Below are 13,101 nucleotides of genomic sequence, written 5' to 3' on the forward strand. Positions count from 1 at the left end.
TGGTCTACTAATTCGAAAGTGAATTGATCAACTGCTAAAGTGCCGCCGTTCAATGTCTTGCTTGCTTTCACTACTAGGCTTGCTGCCGCTGCCTTGTAAGTGTTGCTGAAGCTTGCTTCTGGTGTGTAAGTTGCGGTTGCTTCTAATTGAGCTTGACCATTATCAACAACTGATACAGCCACTTCTACTTCTTTAGCGTCGTAGGTGTAACCTGCTGCACCTTCATTCTTTTCACGAATAGTGTAAGTGTAGTTACCTGCTGCGTCGAAGCTTACTGCTGGAAACTCAACAGTACCATCTGCTTTGTTCTTAGCTGTTTGAACTACTGAACCAGTAGCTTTGTCTACTAATTCGAAGGTGAATTGATCAGCTGCTAAAGTGCCACCAGTCAATGTCTTAGTAGCTTTCACTACTAGGCTTGCAGATGCTGCTTTATAAGTGTTAGTGAAGGCTTCACGGTCATAAGTAACTGTGGCAGTCTTAGCACCTGCATTGTTAACTACCTTAACAGTTGCTGTGATTGGGTTTTGGTCATAAGTGACACCTGCCAAAGCGCCTTTTACTTCGCGAATCTTGTAAGTGTAGTCACCTGCTGCCTTGAACTTAACTTTCTTGAATTTAACAAGACCGTTTTCGTCGTTCTTAGCTTTTGCAACTACTGAGTTGTCTGCTGAGTTTACTAATTCGAATTCGAATTCTTCAGCTTTCAGAGCACGACCTTCCAATTTCTTGTTAACTTGGAAGATTACTTCGTCAGAACGAGCACCAGTACCGATACCATCAGTAGTTGTTAATGGTGCAAAACCGTCGAATTCTTGCTTATCTGTATCAGAAGAGAAACTTACATGGTTTTTAGCACGCTTGGTTACTGGGTCAACTGGTTCAGTAACACGAGTTTGGTAGATTAAGAAGAGACCACGGCCATCCAAGCTACCACCCTTGTTAGGGATAACTGTGAAGTGGTTGTCATCTTCATTTGTAATCGTAGTCCCGTCAAAGGAGTCTACCCGAATCCCATTGTTCCAGTCGCTGAAGTAGTAACCAGTCATTGGGCCAACAAATTCTTGACCTTCAGGGATAGTGTCTTTGATAACCGCATTAGTTACGCCTGGTTTAGCGTAGCGGTTAATACGAATACGCCAGTCAATTAATTCTGGGTTGGCTGCGTTTTGTACGCCCCACTTGGTGTAACCAGTTGGGTCTTCATCGACAACGATACGTGTCAAGGTGTAAGTCCCAGCCCCTGGCATTTCAAAGGTTTGTGGAACATCTTTTGGCACGCTATCCGCCCAAACTGCCGTGAATTGGACAGCAATTGTCTTGTCTTCGTTGAGTTTTGCGTAATAAGCTTCGTTAGTGATAGTGATAGTTGCAGTATTGGTAGCTGGATCTGTTACCAAAGTCCCTACAACTTCGCCCCCAGCGGTAATGTTAGTTGGGCCAGTTTGCTCAACTTTGAAGGTACTTGGCACTGTATAAACAATGGTGTCGCCATTCTTCAAGGTTACGCTGTTTGGAATTTTGTAACTTGGGGCAATATAGAATTTACCTTCCCCGTATTTAGCGTCATTTTTAACCGGGTTAGTGTTAATGGTAAAGCCAGTAGTCAACTCATATTGAGCTGGTTGAACTTGTGCTTGTGGGAAATGTTGTTCTGGCTCTGCCTCTGGATCAGCTGTTGCAGCTGGTTCAGTTTCTTTGGCAGGCGCCTCCTGTTTTTCCTCCCCGTTCTCTGTTGCCGGTTGGACTGCTTCTGTTGCCGCTGGTGCTACTGGTGTTGCCGCATCTTGCGCAAAAGCAGAAAGTGGGCTAACAAAGACTTGTAGAACCATCAGTAAGACAATCAGAAGATTATGTAGCTTACGTTTATTCAATTTATCACTCCTATCCCCTAAATCACACCCTCCCTCTAGACGCTACTTACTCAAGGGAAGACAATGCTTTTTTAGGATGTTTTTATGGCATTTAGTACCAAGTATATTCTATCAAACCGAGATTCATTTGTATAGAGGAAATTGCGATATTTTCAGAATCATTCGCATATTGTTAACAATGTCACGTCATGTCTTTTTTTTTATGACATGCTAAGCAAGCCAACGCCTATTACTAGCGGTTTTCATAGTCTGTGCCATCTAGTATCTGACTTACATAGACCACTAAAAAAGTTGCTTGGGACCGGCGACCAGTTCTACCATATATGAAGCAATATAAGACGATTCCTATTACTAGCAAGCTACTTAATCCCGCAAACCCACTAGCTGGCCCTAGGCCATTGATGGAAGATGCTGCCATCATTTCTTTCTACTATTATAATATGCAAATCTCTACCTGGGATGATACTGCCAGTAACACATAAAAAAGAGACTAGGAAGTTAGTCCCAGTCTCTCGTTTGACTTATTTACTTATTGTATTGATCAGGCTGATTATAGGTGTAAGTAGCCCTTGATTAGATCTTCTAACTTCTTCATTTCAGTCTTGATGTCCGCATCGTTAACGACGATGTTTTCCAAGGCTAATTCTGAATCAGAAAAGGCTTTAGCAGAACCTTCATAGATTGGAGCCGTAAAGCCGTACTCTAATTCGTCAGATGCTGCCTTAACAAGTGGGTTTTCTTTGACATAGTTAGTCCAGATTTCTGAGTTAGTCCCAGACTTAGTGATTGGTAGGTAACCAGTCTTAGATGCCCAAGTTGCAGTGTTCTCCGCCTTGAGGAGGAAGGACATGAAGGCTACAGCCCCTGCTTTTTCTTCATCAGAAGCATCTTCGAAGACCCCTAAGTCGTTCCCTGCTAAGAGGGTCATTTGCTTGCCTTGACCGAAAGTTGGAACTGGCGCAGTGGTAATGTTGATACCTGATTCTTGCACACCCTTGACTACGTAAGGTAAGCCCGCAGATGAGCCAATGTAGATTGCAGAACCGCCAGCTGCGAATGGACCTGACATGTACTTGTCTTCACCGGCCAAACGTGCTGAACCGTCTTTGACCATGTCTTTGATGAATTGGATAGGTTCGATGGCTTTGTCAGAAGTGAGGTCAACTGTCTTCAAGTCGTCAGAAACCCAAGTTGCGCCGTTTTGGCGAGCCATGGTTTCCACTTCAATAGATAGACCATTTTCCAAACCTAAGGCTGGCTTATCAACGCCTTTTTCTTTGAGGGCAGCTGCTAATTCTTTGACTTCAGCCCAAGTCTTAGGTACTTCTTTACCTGCTTGTTTGAGCATGTCTTGGTTAACGAACATGAGACGTACAGATTTAGAAAATGGTAATGCGTAGATCTTGTCTTCAACGGTTACGCCTTTTAAGAAACCTGGGTAGATGTCCTTCTTAAGTTCTTCAGTGAAGCCATTGTCAGCAGTTAAGAATTCATCTAATGGAGCTAAGAGGCCTTCTGACTTGAAGCCAGAGAAGCTAGATGCAGTTAATTGAGTCATGGTTGGTAGGTCGCCAGAGGCAGCCGCAGCCATCACCCCTTGTTGTAAGGCTTTGTAGTTCCCTTGGCTAGTTTCTTCAACTTCATACTTGTCTTGAGATTCGTTGAAGGCCTTAACGAGTTTGGTTAATTCCTCAGCATGAGGACCGTTCATTGCATGCCAGAAAGTTACTTTAACCTTGTCAGCAGCCTGAGCAGATGGTGCGTAAGCACTGAATGCTAAGACTACTGAGAGTAATAATGCGAAAAGCACTTTGATTTTTTTCACTAGATGTTACCTCCAAATAGTTAATGGGAAAGCATTGAGGGGCTAGCCCTTCAAGCCAGAACGTGAAATACCTTGAATAATGTATTTCTGCAACAATAAGTAAATAATCACCATTGGCAAGATTACCAGGGTCGACGCCGCCATCAAGAGTTCGAATTGGGTGCCGGCTTCAGTGGTAAAGGCTTGGAGTCCAACAGGTAAAGTCCGTAAGTCAGGTGCCGAGTTGGTGACGATCATTGGCCAGAGGAAGGAGTTCCATGAACCGATGACCTTGAGAATCATCACGGCGATAATGGATGATTTAGACAGTGGCACAACCATTTCCCAGAGGAATTGCCAGTCGCTGGCGCCATCCGTCTTGGCAGCATAGTAGAGCTCGTCTGGAATCGTCTGAATGTTTTGCTTCAAGGTGAAAACCGAGAAGACAGAGGCGAACCAAGGAATAATCAAGGCCCAGTAGGTGTTGACTAATTTCCAACTTGACAAGGTCACGAAGTTTGGAATGGTCATCAATTCCCCTGGCACCATCATGGTTGCCAATAAGAGTAAGAAGAGGATGTCTTTACCCCAGAATTTGAGCTTAGCGAAGGCATAAGCTGCTAGGATTGAGGTGAAGAGTTCCCCGGCGGTCGTCACAGTTGTAACAAAGACCGAGTTAAGGAAGTAGCGGCCGAATGGGGCTTTCTCCAGGGCTTGGCCATAGTTAGAGAAGAGCCAGTTCCGTGGTAGCCAAGTTGGCGGTACGGAGATTGCTTCGGACCCTGACTTCAGACTGGTCGCCACCATCCAGTAGAATGGCAGAATCATGACCAGCGCGCCCAAGGTCAAGATGACATAGAGCAGAATTGTTTGAATGCGTTTTGTGCGTGCCATGTCTTAACCTCCCCGCTTCTCGAAGTATTTGTTGCCTATGTTCTGGAAGACGGTAATAACGAGGACAATGGCGAAGAGGATAATCCCGGTCGCAGCTGCCATCCCGTAGTTAAATTGAACATAGAACTGATCGAAGAGATAGTAGACAACGGTCATGGCTGAACCACCTGGTCCAGGACGCCCATTGAAGAGGGCGAAGACTTCATCGAAGACCTTGAAGCCATTGATGATGCCGACTGTTGACAAGAGGAAGAGGGTTGGTCGTAAGAGCGGTAAGGTAATATTGGTGAATCTCTTCCAGGCGTTGGCCCCATCAACTTGAGCTGCCTTGTAGTAGGTCTCGTTGATGTTACCCAAGCCGACCAGGGTCAGCAGGATATTGAAGCCCAGACTCTTCCAGATGGCCATGATGATGACAGCCGTCATGGCTGTCTTAGGATCATTGAGCCAGTTGATACGGTCAATCCCTACTAAACCTAAGAGGTAGTTGAGTAGTCCGTACTCTGAGTGATAGAGCCAAGACCAAACCACGGAGATGGCCACCGTTGAGGTAACGAATGGCAAGAAGTAGGCAGTTCGGAAGAGCCCTTTGAGGACCGGAATCTGATTGAGTAAGACCGCTACTGTAACTGAGATTGTGATGGAACAGAGCACCACCCAGAAAACATAGGTTGCGGTATTTTGTAGCGCTAGGTAGAACTTAGGATCCGCCAGAATCTTCTGGAAGTTATCCAGAGACCAGACCACTGGCTTGTTCTTAGTAATATTCCGCAACTTGTAGTTTTCATAGAAACTCATCATGAAGGAGCGGATAATCGGAATAATGGTGAAGGTTGTCATGAACACCAAGGCCGGCGCTAAATAGAGTAGGGCCTGGAGGCTACTCTTGAGAGTAGGTTTGCGGTTCATCTAGCCCTCACGCTCGCTTTCTGACAGAATGCGACGTTGGTCTTCTTGGAAGAAGAGTAGGCGTTCAGCAGGCACTTGCAAGTAAACTTCTTGGCCTACTTCTAAATCGCCGTCTAAGTTGGAAACGACGAAGCGTTCGCCTTCCCATTCCAAGTGAACGGTAATATCCTTACCTACTGCTTCCACGCGGACTACTTTCCCGCGGACTAAGTAGTTATCGGCTGTCCCAGGACGGAAGTGCTCGGAACGGACCCCGATAGTTGCCCAGTTCAATTCTGCAAAGGCACTGTTAGGGTTAAGGGCTGCAGAGCCCTTAGCAAAGGTGTTGATGATTGGTGACCCGATGAAGCGAGCCACGAAGAGGTTGCTAGGTGTTTGGTAGAGGCTGACTGGGTCCGCTACTTGTTGAATCTCGCCTTTTTCCAAGACCATGACGCTGTCCGCGATAGACAAAGCTTCTTCTTGGTCGTGGGTAACGAAGACAGTGGTAACCCCTGTCTCTTGTTGGATACGGCGAATTTCTTCACGCATCTCAATCCGCAGGCGAGCGTCTAAGTTAGATAAAGGCTCGTCCATAAGTAGGATGGAAGGTGATTTAGCCATAGCCCGGCTGATGGCCACCCGTTGCTGTTGTCCCCCTGACAACTGGCGTGGGTACTTATCTAGTTGGTCTTGAATTTGCGTTAATTTTGCCATTTCGATGGCACGTTCGCGGCGCTCAGCCTTTGGCATTTTTTCCATTTTGAGCGGGAACATGATGTTTTCCAAGACCGTCAAGTGTGGATAGAGGGCATAGGATTGGAAGACTAAGCCTACCCGACGCTTAACTGGGTCTAATTTAGTTACATCTTTATCGTCGAAGAAAATCTTACCTGATGTTGCGTTCAGTAACCCTGAAATTAAGTATAATGTTGTAGATTTACCACAGCCAGAAGGTCCTAAGAAGGAAATAAGTTGCTGGCTAGGCAATGTAAAATTAATCCGGTCCAAAACAGTCTTCTGTTCGAACTGCATGGTCACGTCTTCAAATCTAACTTGCACGTTGATTCTCCTCATTTTTGTCAGTCTTAATAAGTGCTTGGGAGCTTATTGCTCTAGCATGAATTATAGCATAAATCGCATCATATTTCCCTCAATTTTTGCGTTTTTCATGCTATTCTAATAAAAGCTTTTTTAGTCAGCTAGGCCCTTAATCTGGTCAGCCGAATAAGTGGTATCTAGACTTGGTAACCATGGGGTCAGCCCTAAATCGACTAAGGCTTCTGCGTAACGTTCTGGCTTAAAGCTGTGCCATGGCACCACTAGCTTAGCGCCTACCACATAGTTGACCAAGCAGAGGTCTTGGGTAGAGGCATGGCCAGACACATGGCCATGATAGAATTGCCAGCCTGCTTTGACGATACCTTCCAACCAAGGTTGGTAACGCGCATCATAAGCTCCTAGCGGCACCCCGTTAGAGTGAATGTAGATACCTTCCGATAGGCTGAAGATATAATCATGGTGTTGCTCATAGTCAACTTGAACGGCATATTGAGCAGGTGCTGCCTGCACTTGATCCCAGGTCAAGACATCTTGAGCTGGCAGCTTGCTGTCACCATCCCAGTTGATGGTTGCCAAGGCTGCCTCTGGCGCCATGTAAGGCCGCAAGAGACGGTAGTAGTTAGGCTCCAAGACCAGCGTCCGTCCTGCGCGATTGAGCGCTCGCGCCATATAAACTAGCCGCTCAATATTTTGTGGATAGACATTGAGTGCAATTAGCTGATTGCCAGCTTGCTCTACGACTTGGGTAAAGTCCTTGAGAAACTTGGCTTCATTGCTCGCTGAGATTGAGGATACGTGGGAAGCTAGGTCCTCTGATAGTTGCATCCGGTCATCGCGTGATCCTGGGTCAAAGCTGAAGGTTGTCCCTTCAACTAAGAAGAGGTCAGGCTGGAAGTCACGGGCTTTTTGCGCCCAGTGTAAGACGCGTTCCGGATGGAAACCAGTTAAGCGGAAGTCACCTGAGTTAACCACCTTAAGGTCTGGCCCGGTAATGAAGATGCTAGCTGCCCCAATGGTATCATGGTCGCTGACCACAAACTCAATGGTGAAAGGCCCAAATTGGAAAGGTGCCTCTGATTGAACGGCTTGCCAATTAACCTTGAAGTCAGGCAGCAAGTCGTCGCTTGCTAGACGTTGGTAGAAGGAAACACTGTCTTCTAGGGCATAGATGGGTAGGTCCTCAGGCAACTGACCGAAGCCCCCAATATGGTCTAGATGGAGGTGGGATAGGCAGACAATGGTCTTAATATCGGTCTCCTCATAGCTTGCTAGGTCACTTGCGCCTAGTTGTTGGCGGGTGTAGAGGCCATCAATGGCCGGCAGGTGTCCCTTTTCCAGCAGGCTTGGGGTCAAGTCGACTTGTTTCAACTCTTCCAAGCTTGCTCCGAATAAGGCGCCAAAATCTGTCAGAATACGGTAGTTGCCCGCTTCTAGACTGACAATATTACCACCTATGGTATCAAGTCCTCCCCAAAATCTTACCTGGGTCGTGATTTCTTGTGTCATGTTGTCTGTCTCCTTCATTGCATTTTGTGCCACAGTCCATGATACCACCAAAAGCCCCCCTGTCGCAAGTCTTGGGGAAAGGTTCTCAGGTCAGGAGCGACAACTTGTTATCAGGTCAGCACTCGGTCGCCTGACGCTTAGGAGAATAGCAAAAGCCCCGCCTCCTTTTCGTCAGGGGGCGGGGCTGGATCTTAACTTAATTTTGCCAGTCCTTAGGACTCCACATGCTACCATCTAATTGGCCTTCTAGCTGGCGCAGACGGTCTTCTTGTTGTTGATAGAGGTCGCTAGCGACTTGCAGCAAGGCTTGACTGGGATAGTCAGGAGCCTGTGCCTGCCAGTCCTGGATATAGTCTTGATAGGGATTCATAAGAAGCTAACCCTCCTTATTCAGGGCCTGCAGCTCCTGGATTTCATCTCGATTTTGACTCAAGTCCTCACGGAACTGGTCATAGACTGCTTGGCTTTCAAGCGACAGGGACAAGTCCAAGTCGGCTAGTCGATCCAAGACAAAGGTCTGCAAGGCATCGAAGTCATCCACCTTCCCCGTCTCAAGGTAGCAGGCGTAGTGAACTAGCAGCTGCTTCTTCTGGGGCTCGGTCAGATAGTGGAACTGATGAACCGGGAAATAGGCCAAGGGCGCTAAACCAAAATGCTTAGCCCAGGCATAATAAGGCGACAAGAGCGAAGACAGGCTAAAGCCTTCCCGGCCCCCGACTTGATAGCGGCTAGCCTTAACACCTGCGATGACCACCAAGCCCATTTCCATCTGAGCGAGGCGAGACATGGCGGCCTGCATGGCCTTGGACATATCGAAGACGCTATCCAGCCAGATTTTGAGGATGGCTGGCGCCTGGTACCAGTAGAGTTGGAACTGGAAAATCACCCGGTCATAGCGACTGAGGCGCGCCAATTCCACACTGGCATCAAATTGCTGGCCATTGGCCTCATATTCCGCCTGCAAATCGACATAGCTGACCTCAGTCAGGGCCAAACCTGATTGTTGTAGAAATTGTTGGCTACTAGAGCCGGCCACATCAGGGTGGGCCAGATAGACGATGGTCTTAGTCACGACAGGCTTCCTTTCTGTGGGGACTTACTTGTCTTCTGACTTAGCCTTCTTGTTACCAATCAGGAAGCTCCCCAGATTTTTCTTGACTTTGTTTGGAGCTGGCTCTTGGGCCTGGTCTCCGGATTCCGCTGCTTCTAGCGGTAGGCGAATAATGAAGGTCGAACCCTGACCTAGCTCACTTTCGACCCGAATGGTGCCGCCGTGGGCTTCGACTAGGGACTTAACGACTGCTAAACCAATCCCGGATTCACCGAACTTGGTATTCTTACGGGAAATGTCCACCTTGTAGAATCGCTCCCAGATGTCTTCAATTTGCTTGGCATCAATCCCAATCCCCTGGTCCATAATGCGGAGCTCGGTAAAGCCTCCGTCTTGGCGCCCCCAGAGGGTGATATCACTATTCTCTGAGAACTGGATGGCATTGGTCACCAGGTTAATGATAATCTGAACCAACCGGTCTCGGTCCCCGTAAATCAGAAGATCCTCAGGCGCATCCAGTACTATGCGGTCGCCCTTTTCTTGGGCCTTAGCGGTTAGCTGGGTCCGAATCTGGCAAAGCAAATCATAGGCCTTGAGCGTCTGCTTGTTAAGGCTAATCTGGTTGGTCCGAATTTTTTCGTAGTCCAGATTCTCATTAACTAAGCGAATGAGCCGTTGGGTCTCGGTAGCCAGCAATTCTAGGCTACGTTTGCGCTGGGGCTCAGGGAAAATATCATACTGGAGCCCTTCGATGACCCCACTCATGGTAGTCAGCGGCGTCCGCATCTCGTGGGCCGCATCCATCATAAATTGGCGTCTTAAGGTTTCTTGGCGCTTAATCTCTTCGCGAGATTTTGCCAAGGAATCCGTCATGACTTGGAAATCATGGGCCAAGTCACCGAACTCGTCTCGACTCTTATTACTAATATTAAGCTGAACATCATAGTTGCCCGCCGTAATCTGGCGAGTGGCTTGTTGCAAGCGCCGAATCTTGCGGGTCTGGAAAAGGGCATAGGCCACACTGATTCCCAGACCAATGACGGTTGCAATCCCGAAGGAGAAGATAATATTGTTGTAGACTTCTTGCTGGCGGGTCTCCAGGTTCTCAATCGGCTCGCTCAGGCTGATAAAACCGGCCGGAAATTGGGCACTGTCGCTAGCCTGGCGGTTGAGCGGCAGATAGACGGTGGCCAGACGCGTGATTTTCCCTTGGTCTGGGCGATAGGTCACACGCAAAGGCAGGTTCTGCCCTTGGCGAATGGCCCGCAACTCGCTATCTGTCAGATTAGCCCGGTACTCCTGGCGGTAGGTTGGGTAGATGATGCTCCCATTGGCCAGGTAGACCTGAATGGAGATATTGTCCGAAGCCAGTAGTTGGTCTACTTTCTTAATATCCTCACGGGAGAAGTTATTGCTGACAATGTTGCTACCGTAATTCAATAGGCGCGTCTCGACTTCACTGTGGATTTGCTGATTCATATAGTTGCTAATCCGTGAGGCCGATAGGGCCAAGGTCACCAGCATGACCAGCAGAAATCCGGCAATTAATTGCCAGAGAAATCTAAATCGCATTAATGATCACCTGGATCTTCGTACTTGTAGCCGACACCCCAGACAGTCTGAATAATTTGCGGCCCAATCACTTCAATCTTCTGCCGTAATTTCTTAATATGGGCATCGACGGTCCGCTCGTCGCCATAGAAAGGATCTTCCCAGAGCTGCTTAAGCAACTGTTCACGGTTGAAGACCCGCTTAGGCGAGCGCACAAAGGTCAGCAACAAATCAAACTCCTTAGGTGTCAGGTTCTCAATCAGCTGGTTATTATAGTAGGCTTCCCGGGTCACGGTATTGATCTTGACGCTCTTGGTCACTACATCGAATCCTTCTTCTTCCTGAGTTTGACTGTGGTCAGTACCAGGAATTTGACTACGACGGTAGAGGGCCTTCATGCGAGCCATCAAGGTCAAGGGGCTAAAAGGCTTGGTGACGTAATCGTCAGCCCCCATTTCCAAGCCAATGACTTGGTCACTCTCTGAATCTTGAGCAGTCAGCATAATAATAGGTGTTTCCTTAGAAATCTTGCGGATATTCCGGCAAATGGTGATGCCATCCATAGACGGCAAGTTAATGTCTAGCAAGACAATGTCCCACTTACTTGGAGACTCCGCATAGGCGTTGTACCCTTCTAAGCCATCATGGTAGAAGTGGCCTTGGAATTGCTCCTTCTCGAAAAACATGGACATCATTTCGCAGACAGATTCGTTATCTTCAATCATTAATACGTTCATTCGACGACCTCCTAACTCTTGGTTTCACTCCTATTATATACCAAAAGTTAGCAAATGTAATGGTAGAGCTTACCTAGTCGCAAAATTGTCATAAAGACTGGCGTAATCTGAGGTCTTAAGCCTTAAAACCCGCTAGCTGGCGCATATCCAATTGTTCTTGACTGGGCACTTCATACTGGCGCCGGATAGCGTCGTAGTCTTCCTGGCCCTTAGGGGTGCTGTGATTCTGGCCGCTAGCCTTGCCGGCACTGCCATTCTTGCTCTCAAGCAGGGTAATATCTTGGACATGGCATTCTAGGATGTAGACTTTTTGGTCTTGATTATTGGTGTAGTGACGGGATTCCATCCGCCCTACCACCCCGATGCGGTGGCCTTTTTGGGCGTATTTGACTAAGAGGTCCGCTAAATAGTCCCAGGCCACAATGGGAATGAAGTCGGTCTGCAGCTCACCATTGCGGTCGCGATGGCGGCGGGAGACGGCTAGGCAATTATTGACCACCCGATGGTCACCCACCTGACGGTCTTCGACAGGACGGGTCAAACGTCCAACAAGCAACAATTGATTCATAGGTATTCCTCCAGAAAATAATTTGCCTTTCATAGATATATAGGCTTTGGGACTCGGTTTTTTACTGGTTTTGGAGATAAAAGGTTGAAATTTTATAATGCTTACAAGCGAGCCCTGGTTTACCAACCTTGCCTTGCAAAGAGTATATATAGGATTTTATATATAAAAATAGACTAGCCTCAGCTAGTCTACAAAAAAAGCCCCTATCGCTAGGATAGGGGTAGATTGCTATAAAGCATGACTTTCCGCTAGTTCCACTAACTTGCGGAGACGATGGTTGACACCCGACTTGGAAATAGGACCACCTGGAATTAATTGGCCTAACTCACCCAAACTGAGGTCGGGGTGATCTAGACGGAATTCCGCCATAATCCGCAACTTATCAGGTAGGCTATCCAGCCCCCGCGTGTCGGCTAGGTAACGAATGGCTTCAATCTGCCGTTGTGAGGCATCGATTTGCTTGTTGAGGTTGGCCGTCTCACAGTTGACCAGACGGTTAACGGAGTTACGCATGTCACGAACAATGCGAATATCTTCGAAGCGCAACATAGCCCGGTTGGCACCGATAATAGCCAGAAACTCGGCAATTTTCTCAGCTTCCTTAAGGTAGGTAATATAGCCGTTGCGACGGACGATGGTCCGTGCATTGAGGTGGAAATGATTCATCATCTTGCAGATGTCCTCATTGTGCTCCTCGTAGTTGGAATAGATTTCCAAGTGATAGCGACTATTCTCCGGATTGTTGACGGAACCAGCTGCTAGGAAGGCACCCCGCAAATAGGAGCGTTCCTTTTGCTCATTGTTCATAATGTCATGCGCGATATGATGGTTAATCATGAGTCCGTCGAAGATGCCTAAGTCCTCCAAGATATCCCGCACATTCTGGCGGCAACGGACAATATAGACATTATTCTTCTTAAGCTTCATCTTACGTCTAACCATAAGTTCACTCTCAGTGTGATAGAACTGCTTGAGCAGGCTGTAGAGACGGCGGGCAATGGCCGCGTTCTCGCTCTGAACATTAAGAATAAACTTCTGTTGATAGAGGCTGACTGCCCCATTCATCCGAATCAGGGCCGCAAGTTCCGCCTTGGCGTGTTCCTTGTGGACCTCTAAGAGGGTACATTCCTTCTTAACTTCTGATGCGAAGGTCATGAGAACCCTCC

At 47.6% G+C, this 13,101-nt stretch carries 12 protein-coding genes; all 12 read right to left on the minus strand.

Annotated features, from left to right (window positions below; translation table 11 throughout):
• Positions 1 to 1,874, minus strand: a 1,874-nt coding sequence (locus HMPREF3093_RS07585) for a Spy0128 family protein (RefSeq protein WP_070756392.1), incomplete at its 3' end; no start/stop codon positions are given.
• A 550-nt stretch (positions 1,875 to 2,424) separates the two neighbouring features.
• On the minus strand, positions 2,425 to 3,699 hold the full coding sequence (locus tag HMPREF3093_RS07590; RefSeq protein ID WP_070756393.1) for an ABC transporter substrate-binding protein: 1,275 nt from the start codon (positions 3,697 to 3,699) through the stop codon (positions 2,425 to 2,427).
• A gap of 42 nt (positions 3,700 to 3,741) precedes the next feature.
• Complete coding sequence (locus tag HMPREF3093_RS07595) at positions 3,742 to 4,572, minus strand: carbohydrate ABC transporter permease (protein WP_070756394.1); 831 nt, start codon at positions 4,570 to 4,572, stop codon at positions 3,742 to 3,744.
• A 3-nt stretch (positions 4,573 to 4,575) separates the two neighbouring features.
• Positions 4,576 to 5,481 carry a carbohydrate ABC transporter permease gene (locus HMPREF3093_RS07600; protein ID WP_070756395.1) on the minus strand — a complete coding sequence of 302 codons (906 nt, stop codon included), beginning with the start codon at positions 5,479 to 5,481 and terminating at the stop codon, positions 4,576 to 4,578.
• Complete coding sequence (locus HMPREF3093_RS07605) at positions 5,482 to 6,522, minus strand: ABC transporter ATP-binding protein (RefSeq protein WP_070756396.1); 1,041 nt, start codon at positions 6,520 to 6,522, stop codon at positions 5,482 to 5,484.
• Positions 6,523 to 6,654: 132 nt separating this feature from the next.
• Entirely contained in the window at positions 6,655 to 8,028 is a 1,374-nt protein-coding gene (locus HMPREF3093_RS07610; protein WP_070756397.1) for an MBL fold metallo-hydrolase, read from the minus strand.
• 196 nt (positions 8,029 to 8,224) lie between these two features.
• Positions 8,225 to 8,398, minus strand: a complete 174-nt coding sequence (locus HMPREF3093_RS09835) for a hypothetical protein (protein WP_180363290.1) — start codon at positions 8,396 to 8,398, stop codon at positions 8,225 to 8,227.
• 6 nt (positions 8,399 to 8,404) lie between these two features.
• Entirely contained in the window at positions 8,405 to 9,100 is a 696-nt protein-coding gene (locus HMPREF3093_RS07615; RefSeq protein ID WP_070756398.1) for an NAD(P)H-dependent oxidoreductase, read from the minus strand.
• A 24-nt stretch (positions 9,101 to 9,124) separates the two neighbouring features.
• Positions 9,125 to 10,651, minus strand: a complete 1,527-nt coding sequence (locus tag HMPREF3093_RS07620; protein ID WP_070756399.1) for a sensor histidine kinase — start codon at positions 10,649 to 10,651, stop codon at positions 9,125 to 9,127.
• Positions 10,651 to 11,367, minus strand: a complete 717-nt coding sequence (locus HMPREF3093_RS07625; protein WP_023391505.1) for a response regulator transcription factor — start codon at positions 11,365 to 11,367, stop codon at positions 10,651 to 10,653. Before HMPREF3093_RS07625 ends, HMPREF3093_RS07620 begins: the two co-directional genes overlap by 1 nt.
• Before the next feature lie 115 nt (positions 11,368 to 11,482).
• Complete coding sequence (locus tag HMPREF3093_RS07630) at positions 11,483 to 11,935, minus strand: single-stranded DNA-binding protein (RefSeq protein ID WP_070756400.1); 453 nt, start codon at positions 11,933 to 11,935, stop codon at positions 11,483 to 11,485.
• A 228-nt stretch (positions 11,936 to 12,163) separates the two neighbouring features.
• Positions 12,164 to 13,090, minus strand: coding sequence for a DNA-binding protein WhiA (whiA, locus tag HMPREF3093_RS07635; RefSeq protein WP_070756401.1), 927 nt, complete (start codon positions 13,088 to 13,090; stop codon positions 12,164 to 12,166).
• Positions 13,091 to 13,101: the final 11 nt, after the last annotated feature.

Source organism: Abiotrophia sp. HMSC24B09 (assembly GCF_001815865.1).
Lineage (GTDB): Bacteria > Bacillota > Bacilli > Lactobacillales > Aerococcaceae > Abiotrophia.

Bases quoted from the DNA above. Each gene is read 5' to 3' on its own strand.
- HMPREF3093_RS07595 (WP_070756394.1), bottom strand. From the start codon at position 4,572: ATGGCACGCACAAAACGCATTCAAACAATTCTGCTCTATGTCATCTTG.
- HMPREF3093_RS07600 (WP_070756395.1), bottom strand. From the start codon at position 5,481: ATGAACCGCAAACCTACTCTCAAGAGTAGCCTCCAGGCCCTACTCTAT.
- HMPREF3093_RS07610 (WP_070756397.1), bottom strand. From the start codon at position 8,028: ATGACACAAGAAATCACGACCCAGGTAAGATTTTGGGGAGGACTTGAT.
- HMPREF3093_RS09835 (WP_180363290.1), bottom strand. From the start codon at position 8,398: ATGAATCCCTATCAAGACTATATCCAGGACTGGCAGGCACAGGCTCCT.
- HMPREF3093_RS07620 (WP_070756399.1), bottom strand. From the start codon at position 10,651: ATGCGATTTAGATTTCTCTGGCAATTAATTGCCGGATTTCTGCTGGTC.
- HMPREF3093_RS07625 (WP_023391505.1), bottom strand. From the start codon at position 11,367: ATGAACGTATTAATGATTGAAGATAACGAATCTGTCTGCGAAATGATG.
- HMPREF3093_RS07630 (WP_070756400.1), bottom strand. From the start codon at position 11,935: ATGAATCAATTGTTGCTTGTTGGACGTTTGACCCGTCCTGTCGAAGAC.
- whiA (WP_070756401.1), bottom strand. From the start codon at position 13,090: ATGACCTTCGCATCAGAAGTTAAGAAGGAATGTACCCTCTTAGAGGTC.